At 60.5% G+C, this 20,793-nt stretch carries 20 protein-coding genes and 1 riboswitch; of the genes, 3 read left to right on the forward strand and 17 right to left on the reverse strand.

Going from position 1 to position 20,793, the window contains the following annotated elements:
• Nucleotides 1–160: 160 nt before the first annotated feature.
• The 3 genes from A3OQ_RS0111130 to A3OQ_RS0111140 all read right to left on the reverse strand — a co-directional run bounded on the left by A3OQ_RS0111130 (nucleotide 161) and on the right by A3OQ_RS0111140 (nucleotide 4,789).
• Nucleotides 161–1,543: a M20/M25/M40 family metallo-hydrolase gene (locus tag A3OQ_RS0111130; protein WP_020175470.1), complete on the reverse strand. Its 1,383-nt coding sequence runs from the start codon at nucleotides 1,541–1,543 to the stop codon at nucleotides 161–163.
• A gap of 101 nt (nucleotides 1,544–1,644) precedes the next feature.
• A complete protein-coding gene (locus A3OQ_RS0111135) occupies nucleotides 1,645–2,709 on the reverse strand; it encodes a HoxN/HupN/NixA family nickel/cobalt transporter (RefSeq protein WP_020175471.1) in 1,065 nt (354 codons plus the stop codon).
• Nucleotides 2,710–2,796: 87 nt separating this feature from the next.
• A riboswitch (cobalamin riboswitch) is annotated at nucleotides 2,797–2,993 on the reverse strand.
• A gap of 185 nt (nucleotides 2,994–3,178) precedes the next feature.
• Nucleotides 3,179–4,789: an inorganic phosphate transporter gene (locus A3OQ_RS0111140; protein ID WP_026595727.1), complete on the reverse strand. Its 1,611-nt coding sequence runs from the start codon at nucleotides 4,787–4,789 to the stop codon at nucleotides 3,179–3,181.
• 82 nt (nucleotides 4,790–4,871) lie between these two features.
• On the opposite strand from A3OQ_RS0111140, the gene A3OQ_RS0111145 reads away from it, so the two are divergent.
• Complete coding sequence (locus A3OQ_RS0111145; protein WP_020175473.1) at nucleotides 4,872–5,219, forward strand: DUF1491 family protein; 348 nt, start codon at nucleotides 4,872–4,874, stop codon at nucleotides 5,217–5,219.
• 243 nt (nucleotides 5,220–5,462) lie between these two features.
• The gene (locus A3OQ_RS0111150; RefSeq protein ID WP_020175474.1) at nucleotides 5,463–5,654 is read left to right on the forward strand and encodes a hypothetical protein; all 192 of its coding nucleotides are present in this window, start codon (nucleotides 5,463–5,465) and stop codon (nucleotides 5,652–5,654) included.
• Nucleotides 5,655–5,696: 42 nt separating this feature from the next.
• On the opposite strand, the gene A3OQ_RS0111155 is transcribed toward A3OQ_RS0111150, so the two are convergent.
• The 13 genes from A3OQ_RS0111155 to A3OQ_RS0111225 all read right to left on the reverse strand — a co-directional run bounded on the left by A3OQ_RS0111155 (nucleotide 5,697) and on the right by A3OQ_RS0111225 (nucleotide 18,614).
• Nucleotides 5,697–7,226: a hypothetical protein gene (locus tag A3OQ_RS0111155; RefSeq protein ID WP_020175475.1), complete on the reverse strand. Its 1,530-nt coding sequence runs from the start codon at nucleotides 7,224–7,226 to the stop codon at nucleotides 5,697–5,699.
• 176 nt (nucleotides 7,227–7,402) lie between these two features.
• Complete coding sequence (locus tag A3OQ_RS0111160) at nucleotides 7,403–8,044, reverse strand: DUF1254 domain-containing protein (RefSeq protein WP_020175476.1); 642 nt, start codon at nucleotides 8,042–8,044, stop codon at nucleotides 7,403–7,405.
• Nucleotides 8,041–8,619: a DUF1214 domain-containing protein gene (locus tag A3OQ_RS0111165; RefSeq protein WP_020175477.1), complete on the reverse strand. Its 579-nt coding sequence runs from the start codon at nucleotides 8,617–8,619 to the stop codon at nucleotides 8,041–8,043. The genes A3OQ_RS0111160 and A3OQ_RS0111165 overlap by 4 nt, the downstream gene beginning before the upstream one ends.
• A 41-nt stretch (nucleotides 8,620–8,660) precedes the next feature.
• Nucleotides 8,661–9,431 carry an SDR family NAD(P)-dependent oxidoreductase gene (locus A3OQ_RS0111170; RefSeq protein ID WP_020175478.1) on the reverse strand — a complete coding sequence of 257 codons (771 nt, stop codon included), beginning with the start codon at nucleotides 9,429–9,431 and terminating at the stop codon, nucleotides 8,661–8,663.
• 289 nt (nucleotides 9,432–9,720) lie between these two features.
• A complete protein-coding gene (gene purF / locus A3OQ_RS0111175) occupies nucleotides 9,721–11,199 on the reverse strand; it encodes an amidophosphoribosyltransferase (RefSeq protein ID WP_020175479.1) in 1,479 nt (492 codons plus the stop codon).
• Nucleotides 11,200–11,209: 10 nt separating this feature from the next.
• Nucleotides 11,210–11,824 carry a CvpA family protein gene (locus A3OQ_RS0111180; RefSeq protein ID WP_020175480.1) on the reverse strand — a complete coding sequence of 205 codons (615 nt, stop codon included), beginning with the start codon at nucleotides 11,822–11,824 and terminating at the stop codon, nucleotides 11,210–11,212.
• Nucleotides 11,825–12,122: 298 nt separating this feature from the next.
• Nucleotides 12,123–13,532: a DNA repair protein RadA gene (radA, locus tag A3OQ_RS0111185; protein ID WP_020175481.1), complete on the reverse strand. Its 1,410-nt coding sequence runs from the start codon at nucleotides 13,530–13,532 to the stop codon at nucleotides 12,123–12,125.
• A complete protein-coding gene (locus tag A3OQ_RS0111190; RefSeq protein ID WP_020175482.1) occupies nucleotides 13,529–15,040 on the reverse strand; it encodes a replicative DNA helicase in 1,512 nt (503 codons plus the stop codon). Before A3OQ_RS0111190 ends, radA begins: the two co-directional genes overlap by 4 nt.
• 268 nt (nucleotides 15,041–15,308) lie before the next feature.
• Complete coding sequence (gene rplI / locus A3OQ_RS0111200; protein ID WP_020175483.1) at nucleotides 15,309–15,878, reverse strand: 50S ribosomal protein L9; 570 nt, start codon at nucleotides 15,876–15,878, stop codon at nucleotides 15,309–15,311.
• Between the two features lie 22 nt (nucleotides 15,879–15,900).
• Nucleotides 15,901–16,965: a DUF2232 domain-containing protein gene (locus A3OQ_RS0111205; protein WP_020175484.1), complete on the reverse strand. Its 1,065-nt coding sequence runs from the start codon at nucleotides 16,963–16,965 to the stop codon at nucleotides 15,901–15,903.
• 272 nt (nucleotides 16,966–17,237) lie between these two features.
• Complete coding sequence (gene rpsR / locus A3OQ_RS0111210) at nucleotides 17,238–17,492, reverse strand: 30S ribosomal protein S18 (protein WP_020175485.1); 255 nt, start codon at nucleotides 17,490–17,492, stop codon at nucleotides 17,238–17,240.
• Nucleotides 17,492–17,962: a 30S ribosomal protein S6 gene (gene rpsF, locus A3OQ_RS0111215; protein WP_020175486.1), complete on the reverse strand. Its 471-nt coding sequence runs from the start codon at nucleotides 17,960–17,962 to the stop codon at nucleotides 17,492–17,494. The genes rpsR and rpsF overlap by 1 nt, the downstream gene beginning before the upstream one ends.
• Nucleotides 17,963–18,317: 355 nt before the next feature.
• Nucleotides 18,318–18,614, reverse strand: a complete 297-nt coding sequence (locus A3OQ_RS0111225; RefSeq protein WP_152428407.1) for a hypothetical protein — start codon at nucleotides 18,612–18,614, stop codon at nucleotides 18,318–18,320.
• Between the two features lie 287 nt (nucleotides 18,615–18,901).
• On the opposite strand from A3OQ_RS0111225, the gene A3OQ_RS22115 reads away from it, so the two are divergent.
• Nucleotides 18,902–20,131 carry an MFS transporter gene (locus tag A3OQ_RS22115; RefSeq protein WP_020175490.1) on the forward strand — a complete coding sequence of 410 codons (1,230 nt, stop codon included), beginning with the start codon at nucleotides 18,902–18,904 and terminating at the stop codon, nucleotides 20,129–20,131.
• A 90-nt stretch (nucleotides 20,132–20,221) separates the two neighbouring features.
• Here A3OQ_RS22115 and A3OQ_RS0111235 read toward each other — a convergent pair whose 3' ends face one another.
• Entirely contained in the window at nucleotides 20,222–20,638 is a 417-nt protein-coding gene (locus A3OQ_RS0111235) for a hypothetical protein (RefSeq protein ID WP_026595729.1), read from the reverse strand.
• Nucleotides 20,639–20,793: the final 155 nt, after the last annotated feature.

Below are 20,793 nucleotides of genomic sequence, written 5' to 3' on the forward strand. Positions count from 1 at the left end.
GCCGCTTTCCGGGATCAGCGCCTGTTCGCGTTGCAGCAAAATGAAAGGCAGCGCATCAAGACAAAACAATCCCGCCGCCGTCGCAAGCGGCTGGAACGCGCACCTAGCACATCATATCCGCGGAGGCGAGAGGCAAGAAAGTCGATCTTGAACCCGGCGTTCAGCCGGCCAAAGCCGAGAGAACGCGGGCCCAGCTCCGCGTGCCTTTGTGGAAGGACGACAGATCATATTTCTCGTTCGGCGAATGGATGCGGTCGTCTTCGAGACCAAAGCCGATCATCAAAGTGTCCATGCCAAGATCATGCTTGAACGAGCCGACGATGGGGATCGAGCCGCCGCAGCCCGCGAGCACCGCTTCCTGACCCCATTCTTCCCGTAAAGCTCCGCGGGCGCGGGTGAGCGCGTCGGAGGAGAAGGGCAATTGCAACGCGCTCGAGCCGCCATGCGAAACGAATTCGACATGGCAGTCGGCAGGCAATCTTGCGCGGACGAAGTCGCGAAACGCCGCCGCGATTTTATCGGGATCTTGCGCGCCGACGAGACGGAATGAAAACTTGGCGCTGGCTTCCGCCGGCAGCACGGTCTTCGAGCCTTTGGCCGTATAGCCGCCGATGATGCCGTTGACGTCGCAGGTCGGGCGCGACCAGAGCATTTCGAGTGTGCTGCGGCCATGTTCGCCGGCTGGCACCGAAAGCCCGACATCGCCCAAGAACGTTTTTTCGTTGAACGGGAGATGGCGCCATTGCGCGGCGATATCCTCAGGCAATTCGGCGACGCCATCGTAGAATCCCGGCAGCATCACGCGGCCCTGGTCGTCATGCAGATCGGCGATGATGCGGGAGAGCACATGGATCGGATTGATCGCCGGGCCGCCGAACATCCCCGAATGCAGATCGCGGTCGGCGCCGCGGATCACGACTTCTTCCAGTACGAGACCGCGCAGCATGGTGGTAATCGCGGGTGTCTTGCGATCCCACATGCTCGTGTCGCAGACGAGTGCGAGATCGGCTTTGAGCTCGTCCTTGTTCTTTGCGAGGAAGCCCGGCAGTGACGGCGAACCGGTTTCTTCCTCGCCTTCGAGCAGGATGGTGATGTGGCAAGGCAGCTCGCCTGTCTCCTTAAAGGCGCGCAGAGCCTCGACGAAGGTCATAAGCTGGCCTTTGTCGTCGGCGACGCCGCGGCCGATGATCTGCTTGCCGGTCGGCGTGTCGGCGAGACGCGGCTCGAAGGGCGGGGTTTCCCAAAGCTCCAGCGGATCCGCCGGCTGCACGTCGTAATGGCCGTAGAACAGGAAATGCGGGGCATCGGGGCGAGATGCCTTCGCGTCGGCGACCACCATGGCATGGCCTTCCGTCGGCCGCACCGAAGCCTCGAAACCGAGGCCCTTCAATTCGCCCGCGACCCATAGGGCGGCCTCGGCGCAATCGGCCTTGAAGGCAGGGTCCGTCGAGACCGATTTGATGGAGATCAGCTTGAAGAGGCGGCCCAGGGAAGCATCGAGATTGGCGTCGATCTTGGCGAGGACTTTATCGAGCGAGGCCATGGGCGATCTCCTTGATTTTTGTGACGGATGGATATGCTAGCCCGTATTTAGCCAGGCTGGCGGAGACCGCAAGTGCCAGATGCGATCGTTGTCGGCCTCCCTTAGGGCGTGCCGATCCCGACACGCAGTTCGTCATATTTTTTGATCCGATAGATCAGCACCGAGGCAAGCCAGCTCAGGATGAAAATGCCGATGATGATATAGCCGAGCAGTCCGAAATTCTCATTGAGAGCGCCGATGAAGTCCCAGAAAGGACCTTCCATTTTGAATTGGTCTCCGACCAGTCCAAGCGTCTCGATGCCGCCGATCATAAGTGCGACGATCACGGAAACGGCGGTAATCGTCATGTTGTAATAAAGCTTGCGAATGGGCTTGTCGAAAGCCCAACCGTAAGCGCCAAGCATGAGCACGCCGTCCGTTGTATCGACCGCTGACATGCCGGCTGTGAAAAGTGCCGGAAACACCATGATCGTACCGAACGACACGCCGTTGGTCGCCTGTGCGCTGGAAATGCCAAATAACGCAACCTCGGTCGCGGTGTCGAAACCAAGCCCGAACAGGAAACCGATGAGCAGCAAGTGCCAGCTTTGGGTCACAAACCCGAAGAGAGGACGGAAGATGCGGGCGAGAAAACCCCGGTTATTGAGCAGAAGGTCTAAATCATCCGCCACAAAGGGCTTGCCCCGTTTCACGGCCTGGAATGTGCGATGGACTGCGATCAGCACCACGATGTTCATGAGGGCTATGGCAAATAGGAATAGCGCCGACGCGCTGGTGCTGATGATACTGCCGAACGCCTTCATAGAGTCAAAATGCGAGCTGACTGCCGACGCGGCCAACGCAACCCCGACCGACATAAGAACAACGACGGCCGCGTGGCCGAGCGAGAAGAAAAAGCCCACGCCGACCGGCTTTTCGCCTTGCTGCATCAGCTTACGCGTGACGTTGTCGATCGCCGCGATATGATCGGCATCGACCGCATGCCGCAGACCGAACGTATAGGCGAGTAACGCCGTGCCGAGCAGCAAGGGATGCTGATGCAGAACAACAAATGCCCAGAGCCAAGCAAGAACATTGGCGCCGATCAAGACAACATAGATGACAATCAATCTACGGCGCAGATCAGCGTCGCCTTCGTTCAGAATACGGGTCACAAATCCAGGCATGACACCCTCGCATGCTGTTGGAGAAAACAGCGCGATCGCGGGTGACGCCGCAAAAACCATGGACCATCGGTACACCTCCGCCCGAGATCGGCTGCACGGGTGATGGCAGGTCTCCTGACTCACGGGTCTCTGACGGATGCCGATCTTCCCGGTTTGCCCAGTGATCATAGGCTGGCATCGATCTCGCCGCTTACAGTTGCGGGGGCAGTCACGGATTGAGGCATTTCTGCCAGCACCGTGTTCCCTTTTGATCCCCGAAGGGAACCATCGCGGGGACTCCTAGCGAAGCGCGCAGCTTTTGGCAATTGAGATCAGAGGCGTCTGCGCGAACGAAAAAGGCGCAATGGCCGGTTCGGCAATCACGAATCATGATCGGTATGATGGTCCAACCCCGATGGGTCGCGGCGAAGAAGAAGAAAAAGCCGGGCTCGTTGAGCCCGGCTTTAAATTTTTCGTTCCGGTCAAGAAATCAGAACAGGTGGCGGAAGATGAAGAACAAGCCGCCCGAGAGCATGATGGCGCAGGGCAGGGTCAAAACCCAGGCGGTCGCGATGCTCATGAGCGTCGAGACTTGAAGGCCCGAGCCGTTTGCCATCATCGTGCCGGCGACGCCCGACGACAGAACGTGGGTGGTCGAGACAGGGAGGCCGAATCCATCAGCCAAGCCGATGGTTCCTGCCGCGACGAGTTCGGCGGCGGCGCCCTGGCCATAGGTCAGATGCGTTTTGCCGATCTTTTCGCCGACGGTGACGACGATCCGCTTCCAGCCGATCATCGTGCCGAGACCGAGCGCGAGAGCGACGGCGACCTTCACCCAGGTCGGGATGAATTTCGTCGAGGAGTCGAGCTCTTTCTTATAGGCATTCAGCGCTTTGACGTCGTCGGCGGAGAGATCCGCTTGCTTGTCCTTCGCGAGGAAGCGCAGGGCTTCCGAGGTCAGGTACATGTCGTTACGCGTATTGCCGACGGCGGCTGCCGGGATTTTGGCAAGCGAGCCATAGGTGCTGACTTGGGTCGAAATATCGCGGATCAAAGCGGCGAGCGACGGATAGGTGCCCTCGTCGATATGATGGCGGGTGATATAGCCGGTCACGGCCGGACGCGGATCGCCGATGACATTGTACCCGGCGGCCTTGGCGTCGACGACCTTCGAGGCCGCGAGCGAGGTTTCCGTGAAAGCCGCGACATGCGATTCGGGCAGAGCCCGGTTCAGCGCATAGGCGGTCGGCACCGTGCCGATCAGGATGAGCATGATGAGGCCCATGCCCTTCTGACCGTCGTTGGATCCGTGGAAGAACGAAACCAAGGTACACGTCAAAACCAGAAGGCCACGGATCCAGAGCGGAGGAGCCCCAGTCGCTTTAGGTTCTTGATAAAGTTCAGGCTTGCGGACAAGGAACTTCATGACCAGGAGCAAGAGAGCAGAAGCGCAGAAACCGAAGAGCGGCGACAAAAGCAGCGCATAACCGATTTCGGTCGCCTTGCCCCAGTCGACGCCCGAGGTGCCGTCGCGGCCGCGCATCAGGGCATTGGCAACGCCGACGCCGATGATCGAGCCGATCAGAGTGTGCGAGCTCGATGCCGGCAGGCCGAGCCACCAGGTGCCGAGGTTCCAGATGATCGCGGCGATCAACATGGCAAAGACCATGGCGAAGCCTGCTTCCGAGCCGACCTGGAGGATCAGTTCGACCGGCAGAAGCGAGACGATGCCGAAGGCCACCGCGCCCGTCGAGGTCAAGACCCCGAGGAAGTTGAAGAAGCCCGACCAGACGACCGCGACTTCCGGTACGAGCGAGTGCGTGTAGATGACGGTCGCGACGGCATTGGCGGTGTCGTGGAAGCCGTTGACGAATTCGAAGCCCAAGGCGATCAAGAGGGCGACGCCCAAGAGCAGGAAGGGCAGGATGGTCGTGACCGTCGTGCCGACCGTGGAGATATCCGCATAGATGCTATAGGCTGTGAAAAACAACCCAAGCGCAACGATGGCCATATAGATGAGGACGCTTTTGATCCCCATCGGTCTATTGAGATTAGGTTTATGACTCGGTTCTGTCAGGTCAGCAGATGTAATGGATGTCATGGAAAATGCCCCCGGAATGGCTGCGGCAGACTCCAAGCGAGTGTAGGTGACACCCGTATGACAATGACCGATAAAGTGGTAAATGAGCACGGCTAGGCTACGTAGCGATATCTGGGTTTCGGCCTATTTGCGGCGATGCGCGGTCGAGGGCGCCTTCGCGGTTTTGCGCCGCCGCGGCGCCGCCGAGGCAGGCGCTATTTTCATCAAAATTGATCTGCTTGATGGCACGGCGCTTTTGTTCGGGCCGGCGCCGCAGAGCGAACTCAAGGACGGTGAAGACCGACTATTTTCCGCGTTGCACAAAGATGCGCGGATCGAGCCGGGCGAAGCCGAGAAACGTCTCGCTCGTGAAATCAACTTCGATCCCGATCTTTGGATCGTCGAGGTCGAGGACCGGCAGGGCCGATCGTTTCTCGACCTGGCCTCCTGAAACGCTGGTCGTGCAGCCAACCGAAAAACCACACAGCGGAAACTTCGCTCAGATCACGATGGTTTTGGATCGAACGATCCAAAACCATGAACGTGATCGATTCTAAAGACTTAGAGGGGGATGCGGGCGCAAAACCGCTTCACACTTTTGCTCATCCCGCTCTGGAAATTGACGCATCATTAACCATGAGATGTCGAGATTAAGCCTGCCTGGAAGAATCAGGCCGGCAATCCGGACGGCGACATGGGCGAACTTCTTGCGTTCCACCAAAATAAAACCGCGCAGCAGCGGCGACGTGAGCAACCGTCAGGCGACGCCGAGATCATTCTGTTTCCCGGCGTGCGCTATATGCGGATGAGTGAGCCGGCGAAGCCGCCGAAACGGGTTTCCCGCCGTCCCGCAAGGCGGCGGCCCGACACAGAGAAAGTCTCGTAGCGGACCCATTTGGTTCGCAATGACCGTTCTTCCGGTCGCGGCCTATGGTTGCTTCAGCGGAGCGCCATCGGAGCCGGGCGTGCCGAATATCGATACAAAACCCGTCCCCCGCTTTTGCGCTTCGGTCCAGGCGCTCAACTGGTCGCAAAGAGAAGGACGCGGCGGGCTCGCATCCTTGGCGCAGCGCAGCGACACGAAATTCTGCAGACCCATAGAAAGCTGCAGCGAATAATCGGCCGAATAGAGCTGGCTATCGCTGAAGACGGCACCGCCGGGCACATTGCCGAAATACATCATGCGCAGGCTCTGCGCTGCTTCCGGGTGTTTCTGCGCATCGAGTTTCAGCACGCCCGCATTGGGTGAGAATTCGGCAAGGATCGGCACGCTCGGAAAGCCTGCCGTCTGATGGCAGCCCATGCAGGAGCTTTTGGGATTGTCGACGGGCCCAGCGAGGCGTCCGCCAAATCCGAGATGGTTGAAACTGAGCGGCGGCGTCGCGAGATCCTTCACCGCTTGGCGATTAATCCATTGCTCCGTCAATTTGTCGTAGTCGCAAGGCCCGTCCGCCGAGGCGCAGGTCTCGGCGAAGGTCACTGTCGGATTATTGCCCCATTGGAGGCCGAGCGGCACCATGCGCTTCCACGGCGTATCGCCCTTCGCATTGCCGTTATAGCCATAGGTGCCGAGAAGCCAGCCTGTGGTGCTGCGGTTGTCGCGCACCTGGAGGTCGATCTGGATGAGACGGACTTTGCCGAGCTTGCGTTCGAAACGCGAAAACGGCCCTGCATTGCGGAAGGGCGGGCTCTTATTGGCGTAAATATCCGCGTCCCATTCAAAGGCGCCTTTGACGGTCGGCAGTTCCGTCTCGTTCGCCGTCGAGAAGAGGAGCTTGATCACATAAGATCCATCCGGCATGGAGTTGAGCGCCGTGGGATCGGGGTTCAGCGCCGCCGGTTTAGGATCGTCGGGATCGCAATAGACCTGCCCGATGCTGAACGCATAGCGGTCGTTGACATAGGCTTGCGCCCAGGTATCGACGAATTCGGCTTGCGCTTCGCCGAACGTATTGCCGGCGGAATCGAATTCATGGGTGAGGCCGTGCACGAATTCGCGCCCGTCCGTGCCCGGCCAATCCGTGGCGACTTCCGTGTTCCAGTCCATCCATGGCATTCCGTACCATTTCCGGAGCTTGTTATCCTGGACGTAGAAATCGACTTCTATATTGCCTTCGAGGCCATATTGGAGAAGCGCCTGAAGATAGGCTTCTGGATCGACCGGACCGCCGTTCTTGAACGCGATCTTCTCCCAAGGATAGGTTTCCTTCGGGGGTAATTGGACGGGATAGTCCTGGCTGAGTTTGAAAACCCGGCCTTTATAGTCGGAAGCAGGATCGCCGCCCTTGCCTTGAAGATAATAGTCCTTGAAGGCGCCCCGCACGCAGTCCTTCCGCGCCAGCTTGTTGCGGAGCGCGTCGTCGGTCGCAAAAGCCGGGCTCGAAGCTGCGAGAAGGCCCGCATAGGCAAGGCAAATGCCCGCACCGACGAGATAATGCATGCGGTTTTGCCCGATCATGGGAACATCTTTCAGCAAATGAGCAGGATAGCGCAGGATGGCCTGTGGCCGTCACGCAGCAATCATCGTGAGTGGCATCGATGTTCGCCCGGCAAGCTGTCGAAGACAAGATATGCCGCCGCCGAATCTCCGCGCGTAGTTCGCGGGATGTAGCAAGGACATATTACGATTTTAGTCTATTTCGCGGTTTCCTGGACGAGTTCGCAGTTCATCGACTTCACCAGGGTTTCGATATTCGCTCTCTCGCTGGGAAAAGCCGCCAGCGCATTGATGAGAACGAAGCCCTTTTTTTCGGGCGCGGTCAGCCGCAATTCCTGTGGCAGTTCCTCTTCATCGTCGTCGGCTTCGACGGCCTCGAGCTGTTTCGGCGTCAAGACGAGCACATCGATCTTGCCATGCGACGCGGCTTTATCGGTCATCGAATAAAAAACCCGGCCCGTTCGCGTGCGAAACGAGAAGGTCAAAAGCCCGTCGCCGATGATATCGGCCGAGAGTTCCAAGGGACCGCGATCGAGATCGTAGAGGCAGACGCCTTGCACAAGTGCCGGATCTTCGAAGGGCGCATATTCCTGTCCGGGCAAAGGCGCCGGCAGCAGGGAAAGCTGACCCGGCTGGGTCAAGGTCGAGAGCCGCGAGTAGGCATCCTTCTGGGCCAGTTCCGGCAGGGCGAAGATGGACACGATATGGACGAGGCCGGCCACGAAGAGCATAGCCAGGAGCCATAAGAGCGACGCCAGCAGCCAATCGAGCCAGGAGATCTTGAACAGGTTCAGTCTGAAAGAGGCGGGGTTGGCCGATGTGATTTTGAGCGAGGTCATCGGCAGAAGCCTTTGACGAGTTTCGGCATCACCGAACTGTCGAGCGACGCGGCCGTTGCACTCAGCACCGAATCGTAAAGACGCAGCACGACGACGTAAGGCGATGTCGGGGAGGTCGGCAGCCAATTGCCGGGATGCGCGGTTGAGGCGAGGATGATTTCGGGCGGCGCGTCGCTGGCACGCAAAATCTCCGCCGACGTGAAGCCATAGCGCTTGGCGGCATTTTCGATCAAAGCCCCGTTCGGCGAAAAGACCGACAGGGTCCAAAACCGCGCCGGCGGCATCGGGCCTTTCAAAGTATATTCGCATCTCGGATTGAGCGGCGCGCCGTCGCTATCGGTTCGCGCCAGAAAACTAATGCCTTCGCCCGTGCCGAGCGGAATGGCGCCGGTGCGCGACAGAAGCGCCCGCGCATAGGGATCGATATCGGCCGATCCGGTCTTCGGCCATCCTGTCCAGGGGCCGGCGCGTACCGCACCGAAGCCAAAGCCGTGCTCAAGCGTGAAAAACGTGAGCGCCAGCCCGAGCAAAGTCCCGAGGACGACGACGACGCAGGATTTGATCAGAATCGCCACGGTTAAGCCCGCCGGACCGCGAATCGAAATAGAGTGATATCTTATTTAGGCGCCATGTAGCTCAAAACACGGTCCTGAGGAAAATCATAGAGCTTGCCCGTTTCAGTCCAATCGGGGTGGCAAAGTGCCAGGATTTTCGGCGCGAGCTCTTCCGGCGTCTTGAGGCTCAGCGGATCTTCGCCCGGCATGGCCGCGGCGCGCATGCGGGTGCGTAGCGGGCCCGGATTGACCGCCATGACGCGGATAGGGGAGGTGTTGACCGTCTCCGCCGCATAGGTCCGCGCCAAGGCATCGACGGCGGCCTTGGAGGTCGCATAGGGGCCCCAATAGGGCTTGAAATGGGCCGTATGTCCGGCGCCAGAGGTGACCAGCACGACGCGGCCCGCGTCCGAGGCCCGCAACAACGGGTCGAGCGAACGGATGAGCCGCCAATTGGCGGTGACATTCACCGCCATGACCTCATCCCATTGCTTCGGGTCGACATGCGCCAGCGGCGAGACGGGGCCGAGCACGCCTGCATTGCCGACGAAAATGTCGAGCTTGCCCCAACGCCCGAAGATCGCGCCGCCAAGCCGGTCGAGAGCTTCGAAATCTTTAATATCGCATGGCACGAGCGTCGCCTCGCTGCCGTCGCCTCTGATCGCATCGTCGAGCTCTTCGAGCGCGCCTTGGGTGCGCGCCATGGCGATGATATGCGCGCCGGCGCGGGCGAGTTCGCGAGCTACAGCCCAGCCGATGCCGCGCGAGGCACCGGTCACGAGCGCGATCCGCCTCGCGAGCGGGCGGGCGTTGGGTTCGTTTTCGGAGGCCAAGCTAGGTCATCTCGCTCGATATTGAGGGATTTCGCTTCATATCTTCGTTTAAGCGAATGATCTCGTTCCGAAAAGCTCTGGAGCTAGAACCTAATTAAATCCGGACGCGCACAACCCTCTCCCAGAGGGAGAGGGTGGCCGGTGGAACCGGCCGGGTAAGGGGTTACGATCTTAGACGTTTGGGATTGTAACCCCTCATCTGCCTCGCATTCGCTCGGCACCTTCTCCCACAGGGAGAAGGAAACGCGCCCGACCTATGAAACATAAGATGGCTGGAATGAGTCTTAACCTAACCCGCTTCGGCGAGCAGCGAGAGCTGGGTCTTGGTTTCGCCGGAGACATCGGTGAGATGCGTCGGATATTGGCCGGTGAAACAATGATCGGTGAATTGCGGACGCAGCGGATCGCGGCCCGGTTCGCCCATGGCGCGGTAAATGCCTTCGACCGAAAGAAAGGCCAATGAATCGCAGCCGATATATTGGCGCATTTCCTCAAGCGTATGGGTCGCGGCGAGAAGCTTGTCGCGCTCTGGCGTATCGATCCCATAATAATCGGGATGCGTGATCGGCGGCGATGAGATCCGGAAATGCACTTCTTTCGCGCCGGCTTCGCGGATCATCTGGACGATCTTGACCGAGGTCGTGCCGCGCACGATCGAATCGTCGATGAGAACGACGCGTTTGCCTTCAATGACGGACCGGTTGGCGTTGTGCTTCAGGCGTACGCCCAATTCGCGCACCGTTTGCGTCGGCTGAATGAAGGTCCGCCCGACATAATGGTTTCGGATGATGCCGAGCTCGAAAGGTATGCCCGACGTCTGCGCATAGCCTATGCCCGCGGGGACGCCTGAATCCGGCACGGGTACGATGACATCGGCATCGACCGGCATTTCGCGCGCGAGTTGGGCGCCCATCGCCTTGCGGACGTCATAGACGGAGCGCCCATGCACGATGGAATCGGGACGCGCGAAATAGATATATTCGAAGATGCAAGGGCGCGCCGGCATGCGCGGGAAGGGATGCAGGCTCTCGATGCCGTCTTCCGAGATCACGACGATTTCGCCATTCTCGATATCGCGGACGAAATGGGCACCGATAATGTCGAGCGCGCACGTCTCGGAGGCGAGGATATAGCATCCGTTCAACTGGCCGAGGACGAGCGGCCTGATGCCGAGCGGATCTCTGGCGCCGATCAATTTCTTATTGGTGAGCACGACGAGCGAATAGGCGCCTTCGAGTTCGCGCAAGGCATCGATGAACCGTTCGGTGATACGGGGTTTGCGGCTGCGCGCGACGAGATGCAGGATCGCTTCCGTATCCGAAGTCGATTGATAGAGCGCGCCTTCGAGCACGAGTTCGCGCCGCAGCGTCAGCCCATTCGTCAGATTGCCGTTATGGGCGACGGCGAAACCGCCGGAGCTCAGTTCCGCGAAGAGCGGTTGCACATTGCGCAGGATGGTTTCGCCCGTGGTCGAATAGCGCACATGGCCGATCGCGGCCGTGCCGGGCAAACGATCGATCGTCGAAGCCTTGGAGAAATGATCGCCGACGAGGCCGAGACGGCGCTCCGAATTGAACCTATGACCGTCGAAGGCGACGATGCCCGCCGCCTCCTGTCCGCGATGCTGCAAAGCGTGCAGGCCGAGTGCCGTGATGGCGGCCGCCTCCGGATGACCGAAGATGCCGAAGACGCCGCATTCTTCACGCAGCCTATCGGCATCCAGATCGAAAATATTGTCATCCGTCAGGTGGGCTTGGCCATCATCCATGGATCTATTCCTATGTATGTTTGCCGGGGTCGGGCTTCGGCGCAGCCGCCGGAGCCGGGACAGGCTTCGTATCTATATCGCTGTCGGGCGGCGCTTCTTCGGTGCCGCCTATCGACTTCGGCGTCTTCAGCTTGGCGAGCAGGCCCTCCGGGTCGTCGGGCAGCATGGCCATCAACTCGTCGCCGGTCGTCTGAAGCAGCGGACGCATGCGGGCGCTTTTCACCCATTCCGGCGTCTTGTCGGTCGGCACCAGCCAACTGAAGAAAATGAAGGCGATCACACAAAGCAAAAGCCCGCGCACCGCTCCGAATACGAATCCCAGCGACCGGTCGAGCGCGCCGACCTTCGAGTCGAGAATGGCATCCGAGAGCCTGACCGTAATCAGGGACACGATGATCAGCGTGACGAAAAAGACAATCGCCGCGGAGGCCGCCAGCGCGATGACCTCCTTGCCAATATAGGGTTTCACATAAGGCAGTACGAGAGGGTGAAAATAGACCGCGGCCACGGCAGCGGCGGTCCAGGAGGCAATCGCCAGGACCTCACGCGTAAAACCGCGCAGCATGGCGAGCAGGGCGGAAATCAAAACGACGACGATCAATCCGAGATCGAGATAGGATGGCATGACTCTGGCCTCTGGAACACGTCCTACGAAAGGAACTTTCAGACTTGCGACGCGCCCTCATACCACGCTCCAAACGTGGCAGATGGCTTAATCACCGCAAAAAAGTTTCCATCTGCTTTTCGGCTACGATGTGCTTTCGCATTTCGCAGTGCTTTGCGGCACTCGCTCCATGGCGCCGCCGGAGGCAGCCGTACCGATAGAGCTTGGTCATCGCTTCGGATGCGACAACTTCACGGGTCCAGGGTTCATAAATCTTATAACGAAGTGAAATGGTTCCGTCACCTTCCAAAGGCGAAGTTCAACCGCCTTGTGCACTTTTGCCCGCGCGGCCGCGCATCCGGGCGATTTCCGCCACGAGCGCCGAAATATGCGAACAACTGCTCACTTCGATGGTTTGAGCGGCGCTGCGGCCTTGGCCCGGCGCTTCCTGAGGCGTTATGGCGCGGGCGAATCCGAGCTTCATCGCCTCCTTGAGCCGGGGCAGCGTATGGGCGACCGGGCGGATCGCGCCGGAGAGACCGATTTCGCCGAAAAACACGCTGGTCGATGGCAAAGTGACGCCGGTCAGCGACGAGATCAGCGCGGCGGCGGCGGCGAGATCGGCGGCCGGCTCGCTGACGCGTAACCCGCCTGCCACATTCAGATAAATGTCGTTCTGGCCAAGCTTGAGCCCGGCATGGGCTTCGAGCACGGCGATCACCATGGCCAGGCGATTCGTGTCCCAGCCGACGACGGCGCGGCGCGGCGTGCCGAGCGAACTCGCAGCCACCAGAGCCTGGATTTCGATCAGCAGCGGCCGCGTGCCTTCCATTCCCGCGAAAACGGCGGTGCCGGGCGCGGCGGCATCGCGGGCCGAGAGAAACAAAGCCGAGGGATTGGTGACCTCGCCAAGGCCCTTGCCGGTCATTTCGAAGACGCCGATCTCGTCCGTCGGTCCGAATCGGTTTTTGACCGCGCGGAGAATACGGACATCCCGCCCGCCTTCGCCCTCGAAGGAGATCACTGCATCGACCATATGTTCGACGACGCGCGGGCCTGCGATCTGGCCGTCCTTGGTGACATGGCCGACGAGAATGACGGTCGCGCCCGTCGTCTTGGCGAATCGGATGAGCGCCTGTGCCGAGCCCCGGACCTGCGTGACCGTGCCCGGCGCCGATTCGACGCTTTGCGTCCACATGGTCTGGATCGAATCGATCACCACCAGCGCCGGCCGGCGGCCGTGGCTGAGCGTAGCCAAAATATCTTCGACGCTGGTCTCGGCCGCGAGTTCGACCGGCGTTTTGGAAAGGCCGAGGCGCTCGGCGCGCAGCCGCACCTGATCGACAGCCTCTTCGCCGGAAATATAGACGACGCGCTGGCCCTGCTTGGCCAGAAGCGCGCAGGCCTGGATGAGCAGCGTCGATTTGCCGATGCCCGGCTCGCCGCCGAGCAGCAGAACCGAGCCCGGCACGAAGCCGCCGCCGCTGACGCGGTCAAATTCGGCAATGCCGGTCAGCATGCGCGGCGCTGACGGGGTGGTGGCATCGCCGAGCCCCATCAGTTCGAAGACGCGGCCTTTCTGGGCCCCGCGGGCAGCTTGCGCGCCGATGCCGGAGGCGGCGTTTTCTTCGAGGATGGAATTCCACGCCCCGCAGGATTCGCAGCGTCCCTGCCAGCGCTGCGTGACGGCCCCGCAATTCTGGCAGACGAACGAGGCGCGTGTCTTCAAAGGCGCACCGGCAGATTGTCTTCGCGCGCCAAATTGGAGAAGCGGGTCATCTCGGCCTCGAAGGCGAGTTCGACCGTGCCCGTCGGACCATGGCGCTGCTTGCCGATGATGACCTCGGCGCGGCCATGGACGCGTTCCATATCGGCCTGCCAGGTCAGGAATTCCTCGGTGCCTTCGCGCGGCTGTTTGTTCTTCAGATAATATTCCTCGCGGAAGACGAACATGACGACATCGGCATCCTGCTCGATCGAGCCCGACTCGCGCAAGTCCGACAATTGCGGGCGCTTGTCGTCGCGGCTTTCGACCTGACGCGAGAGCTGCGAGAGAGCGACGACCGGCACGTTCATTTCCTTGGCGAGCGCCTTGAGGCCGGTGGTGATCTCGGTCATCTCCTGCACACGATTGTCGCCGCCCCGGTTCCTCGATCCCGACAGCAATTGAAGATAGTCGACGACGAGCACGTCGAGCCCGCGCTGGCGTTTGAGGCGGCGGGCGCGGGCTGTGAGCTGCGCGATCGAGAGACCGCCGGTCTGATCGATATAGAAGGGGATCGATTGCATGTCCTGGGCAGCGGCGGAGATATGACCGAAATCGTTCTCCGAAATGTCGCCGCGCCGGATCTTGTAGGAGGCGACGCCGGATTGCTCGGAGATGATACGGGTTGCCAATTGCTCGGCCGACATTTCGAGCGAGAAGAAACCGACGACGCCGCCATTGACGGTCGCATGGCTTCCGTCGGCACGGACCTCGAACTCATAGGCCTTGGCAATATTGAAGGCGATATTGGTCGCGAGCGCCGTCTTGCCCATGCCGGGGCGTCCGGCGATGATGACAAGATCGGAGGCCTGCAAGCCGCCCATCATGCGGTCGAGATCGGTGAGGCCGCTCGCGATGCCGGAGAGACGGCCGTCGCGTTCCCAGGCTTTCGCGGCCATGTCGACGGCGGTCGTCAAGGCATCCGAGAAACGCTGGAAACCACCGTCGTAACGGCCGCTTTCCGCCACCTGATAGAGCTTGCGTTCGGCGTCCTCGATCTGACCGCGCGGGGTCGCGCCGACAGGCGCGTCATAGGCCGCATTGACGATATCTTCGCCGATGAGGATCAGATGCCGCCGCAAGGCGAGATCATAGACGGTACGGCCATAATCCTCGGCATTGATCACGGTCGTCGCCTCGGCCGCGAGGCGCGCCAGATATTGAGGGATCGTGATGCCGCCGAGATCATGCTCGCCCAGGAAGGTCTTGAGCGTGATCGGCGTCGCGATTTTTCCGGCGCGAATGAGTTGCGATGCGACGTCATAGACGCGCCTGTGCAGCTCCTCGGAAAAATGCTCGGGCAGCAAAAAATCCGAGACGCGGTCGAAGGCGTCGTTATTGACGAGGATCGCGCCGAGCAAAGCTTGTTCGGCCTCGATATTATGCGGTGCGACGCGAAATTTGGGTTCCGCGGAGGAGCCTTGTCCTTGCAGTAGGCCGATCCGGCCGACGATATTTTCTACAGCGGGCATCTATGCTTCGAGTGATGAGAAAATGCGTACCGAATCGGTACCTCACCACCCTTGTCGCACGCCAATGCGGCGGAATGGAACGGAAGAGTTAAGCAAAGCTTAACCCGCCTGCTGCGCGTCCCGCTATCCACAAACGCCCGAAAAGAATCTTCAATTGCGCGCGCAAACCAGCTTGCTTTGCGCAACCGCTTGCTTCGCTTGGCTTGTGTCTCGAATGGCATGGTAAGGCGCGATCTCAACGATCACGCCTTACCTGTTTGAAAGCCGATCAGCGATCGCCCAAGCTGCCGTTGGCGTCGGCGAGAGCGGCGCCGACTTCGAGGCCGAGATCGTCCATCGTCGTTTCCTCGACGATATTGATCGATTCGCCCTTAGCCTGGCGTTCGGCCTCTTCCGGCGAGCGGGCGACATTGATCGTGATCTTGGCTTCGACTTCCGGATGCAGATGGACGGGCACCTGATGCAGGCCGATCGTCTTGATCGGCGTTGCCAGCACGACCTGGTTGCGATTGACGGGTGTACCGGCCGTGGACGCGGCTTCCGCAACGTCTCTTGTCGAGACGGAGCCGTAAAGCTGGCCGGTTTCGCCGGCCTGACGGATCATGACGAAGACCTGCCCGTCGATCTTCTCGGCTGCGGCTGCGGCCTCGCCCTTCAATTCGACATTGCGCTTTTCGAGATCGGCGCGCTGGCCTTCGAAGCGCTGCTTATTGGCTTCGGTCGCGCGCAAGGCCTTGCCGGTCGGCAAGAGGAAATTGCGGGCGAACCCGTCCTTGACGCGCACCGTCTCGCCCATCTGGCCGAGCTTGGCGACCCTTTGTAACAAAATGACCTGCATGACTAACTCCTTCGGAGGCTTTCTAGGATTTCGAGGATAAGAGAGCGGCCTTGCGGTCGCGCAGCGGGAAGGCTGTGTCGGCGAGCCCGACCAAGGCGAGCAGCGCCAAAGGCCAAGGCGTGAGAAAGACCAAAGTCGTATAGACGATGAAGAGCAGCAGCCCGCGCCAGCGCGATCCGCGCGAGAGATCGTGAATGACGGCAAGGCCTTGCAAGGCATAGGTCAGAACCAGCGTTACCGTCGCGACGACACCGATGACGGCAGGCCAGCCTTTCATCAGGCAGAGAACGAGCGCGCCGCCCAAAACCAGGACGAGAAGACGCGGCGTGCGCAATTCATGCGCGATGTCGGGCCAGCGGCGGGGGAGCCTGTCCGAGGTGAGAACCACGCGCCCGGCGAGCCAGAGATTGAAGATGAGCATCATCAGGCCAAAGACCGCGATCATCATCGGCATGCTTTTCAGAATGATCTCGGTCGGATCGGCGACGCCGAGTTCGCCCGGCAATTCGGGGTGCTTTTCGAGAAGCTTTTGAACCCAGGCCGCGACATCTTCCGAGACTTTAGCGATCTCGACATCGAACCCGCGAAAGCCAAGCGCGACCGCGCCTATGGCGAAGCTGATAATGCCGATGACGATCGCTGCTGCATGAACGAGAATATCGCCGATCGGAAAGAAGAAGAGAATATGCGAGGTCTTCTGCTCGGGCTTTTGGATCCGCCAGCGGCGTGCGCCTTCGGCTCTCGCCAGACCGCTGATGAAGGAAAGCCACCAGGCGGGCAGAGCCGGGATCACGGCAAAGATGGTTCCGGTGCCAAGGCCAGCCAAAAGCTCCGCGTTCGGGGCACCGCCGTGATGAACTGCCGCTAGAAGCGCGACGGAAAGCGCGCCCAGGGCCACGGAGCCGAGACCGATGGCCGGGCCAAAGCCCAGCGTCGCGATCATGATCGGCAAGGGCGCGAAACAGGCAAGCACCACGGCGGGCAGCGTGTCTTGCCGCGCGACGGTGAAAAGCAGGGCCGCGCAAAGACCGGCCCCGACCATCACGATCGAGCCAAAGCCGGGGCTTTCGAGAGTTTTCGTTACCATCGCCGAGCTGTCCCGCTGTTCGCGGTTAGGGAAAAATCCGGATTGAACATCCGTCTCATCCCAGCCGAACCGGACGGATTAATGTCCATCCGGTCTTTATTCATTGCGTATTGCCCGGTAGCACTTACGGCAACCCTCTCCCTCAGGGAGAGGGTGGTCAGCGGAGCTGACCGGGTGAGGGGTTACGGTCTTAAAATGAAGGGCAGCAACCCCTCATCCGACCCGACTTCGTCGGGCCACCTTCTCCCACAGGGAGAAGGTTACAAGCACGTTTAGCGGATCACGTAAGGCAGAAGCCCGAGGAAACGGGCCCGTTTGATCGCCTTCGCCAACTCGCGCTGCTTCTTGGCGGAAACGGCGGTGATGCGGGACGGCACGATCTTGCCGCGCTCGGAAATATAGCGCGACAGCAGACGGGTGTCCTTATAGTCGATCTTCGGCGCATTTGGGCCCGAGAAGGGACAGGTCTTGCGACGGCGGAAGAAGGGGCGGCGTCCGCCGCTGCCAGTGGTGGCTGCGATGGCCATCAGAAGCCTCCTTCATCAGCTATTGGGTTGTCGTCGCGCGGGCGGCGGGGTCCACGATCGCCGCGATCGCCTCTATCGGGCCGGTCGCCTCTGTCCGGACGTCCGCCGCGCGGGCCGCCGGGGCCGCCGCGATCGCGATCGTCATCGTCGCGCTTGCGCATCATGGCCGAAGGGCCCGCTTCGAGTTCATCGACGCGGATCGTCATGAAACGCAGGATGTCTTCGTTGATGCCTTGCTGACGTTCCATCTCGGTGAGCGCGGCCGGAGGCGCATCGATGTTCAACAGCGAGAAATGCGCCTTGCGGTTCTTCTTGATCCGGTAGGCGAGGGACTTCACGCCCCAATATTCGTTCTTCTCGATCTTGCCGCCGAGAGATTCGATGATGGTTTTGAATTGCTCGGTCAGGGTCTCCACCTGCTGGGCGGAAATATCCTGGCGCGCGAGATAGACATGCTCGTAGAGAGCCATGCTGAGCCTTTCTACTGTCTCAAACGCATCATCAGATCCAAAAAGTCTGAGACTTTTCGGGATGCTGCTCTTTTGCGCATAAGCTTCCCCGAAAAGTCTCTAACTTTTCGGACTTATGCGTTCAGCATCGGCGCAGAGCCCTTCGAGCCCCGGAAAGGCTCGACGGAAACAACGAAGGCGGAGACACAGGAGGATGGATCAATGATCCTGCTCGCCGAGGCGAGCCCTCCGTTCAGCCCCCAGCCGATGCCGGGAAGCGGGCTTTATACGCGGATTTGTCCTCGATGCAAGCAGGCTTGGCATGAAGCGTAGCCCTGTCCGGCAGGAACCGGGCAGGGCTGAGTTCAAGGCCGGGTTAATATCCCTGACCCACCGGTTTCGGCACCATGCCGGTGCCGGCCCCGAGCCCGCCTTGGAGTGTGGGGTTGGTGCCGACGCCAGCGCCAGAGGCATTGGCGCCGCGGACGGTGCCAGGGCTCGGCGTATTTCCAACGCCGTAGCCGATGCCATTATCCATGCCGGGCGCGGCCGGGACAGTCGTCGTTGCGTGCGGCAGGAACGGAACGGCTGCACCGCCCTTGGCGGCGAACGCGGCATTGGCCAGCCCGATCGAGATCGCAGCCGCCAAGGCCAATGTTTGATTGATCCGCATGCCTTGCTCCTTTTCTCGTTTTTTGAGCAGGAAAAAATCTGCGCGGCTGTGATGCCCGCGTTTGGACCGCGGGCGCGAGAAAGCCTGAGGAGGATCCTGCAAGTGACTTAGGGGCAAGAACGCGGAGTTCGATATGACGAGACATATTGTCTTGTGCAAACAATGTTGAATAGGACGCGGCCTCGACGCGCCTATGCTGCATGCGGGCTCGGTTTCGTGCACGATATATTGAACGGCCATTTCCTCGCGATCGTGAGACTCTTCGGCCATTCCTTCGGCGGCCCAACGTGACGCAAACCGAATCCGGCAAAACCTATCTGCGACGCGGAACGCCCGCCTATCGGCGCGTCACGCTGGCGCTCGTTGCGGCGGGATTCACCACCTTCGCGCTGCTCTATTGCGTGCAGCCTTTGATGCCGGTCTTTTCCGCGACATTCGGCGTCGCGCCTTCGGTCAGCAGTCTGTCTTTATCGGTGACGACGGCGATGCTCGCGATCGGCATGCTGATCATGGGGCCGATTTCCGATGCCTTCGGTCGCAAGAATGTGATGGCCGTTTCGCTCTTTGCCGTCGCCGCCTTGAGCATTCTATCGGCCTTCACGCCCAATTGGACGAGCCTGCTCGTCTTTCGCGCTTTCGAGGGGCTTGCCTTGGCGGGCGTGCCGGCGATCGGCATGGCCTATCTCGCCGAGGAAGTGCATCCGCAGGATCTTGGCTCGGCGATGGGCCTTTATATCGCCGGCAATGCCTATGGCGGCTTGGCCGGGCGCGTGCTCGTCGGCATCGTGCTTCAATTCACGCATTCAGCCCGCATCGCGCTTGCGACAGTGGGCGTGCTTGGTCTCCTGGCGGTGATCGTCTTTTACGCATCTCTGCCGCCGTCGCGCTATTTCGTTTCAGAGCGCGGTCTATCCTTGGCTGCCTTGAAAAAGGCCTTCGCAAACCATCTGAAGGACCCAGGCCTCGCGGCGCTCTTCGTCATAGGCTTTCTGCTGATGGGGAGTTTCGTCACGGTCTATAATTATGCGAGCTACCGCTTGCTGGCACCGCCCTTCGGTCTGAACCAGGCCGCGGCCAGCGCCGTGTTTCTCGTCTATCTGGTCGGCGGCGCCGCTTCGGCCTATTTCGGACGGCTTGTCGGACGGTTCGGCCGCGGCGTCATGTTTCTATCCGGCCTCGCCTTCATGCTGGCCGGAATTTTCATCTCCATCGCGGATACGCTTTTGCTCTTTGTTGCCGGGCTCTGTTTGCTGACCATAGGCTTCTTCGGGGCGCACGCGGTCGCAAGCGGCTGGGTCAGCCACCGCGCTATCGTGGCGCGGGCGCAGGCCGCGTCGCTCTATCTCTTTTGCTATTATCTGGGCTCGAGCACGATCGGCTCATTCGGCGGCGAGTTCTGGTCCATGGCCGGATGGCCGGGGATCGTCGGTCTCGTCACCACATTGCTGAGCTTGGCGGTGCTCATCGGGCTCTATCTAAAAAAGATGGAGCGAAGGGAGCGCGAGGCGGATTTCTGATTGCAAAGGTCGCATTGAAGCCAGCGCCCAATCGGATGAATGGCGAGGTGTGGTGAAGCGTGAAGACTGCTCGCCTCACGCGTCAATGCTCTAAATGCACGGTCCCCATTGACCGGAAGGATGCACACGCCAAGCTTTGACGCCCGCCTTGGCGACGACGATGCGCCCAGCCTTGGCCATGGCGACGAGATGTTTGAAGATGAGCGGATTGCGCCAAGCCATGGGTCTGGCCGGGTCGCAGACGGCGCGATATTCGTCGCTGTCCGGGTCTTCCATCAGGATCGTGCCGACACGATCCGGGCGCAATTGCGGGCCGAGCGCGCGGTCGTTCTTCCAGAGGCATTCGTAATCGTGGCAGACTTGCGGCCGGTCGTGATAGACGGCGCAGCCTTGACCTTGAAGACAATGTTCGCAGAGCTCGCCCGCCGGCTTCGCGAATTCTTCGATTTCAAGCACCTGGCAGCAGAGGCTGCACTCGGCGCAGGCTTTCCCGGGAATTGTCATCATCTCATCTGGCCTGGCAGTCGGGGCCGATCAAGAATCGGCTTTGGGCATCATCAACGGCGCTTTTCCGCGCGCAAGTGCAAAGACGCGCTACGCACGCCTATCTTTTTATAATCAAAGGCGATGGCCGATGCGATCCATAAATTCGCCGTGCGAAG

Source organism: Methyloferula stellata AR4, from assembly GCF_000385335.1.
Classification (GTDB): Bacteria; Pseudomonadota; Alphaproteobacteria; order Rhizobiales; family Beijerinckiaceae; genus Methyloferula; species Methyloferula stellata.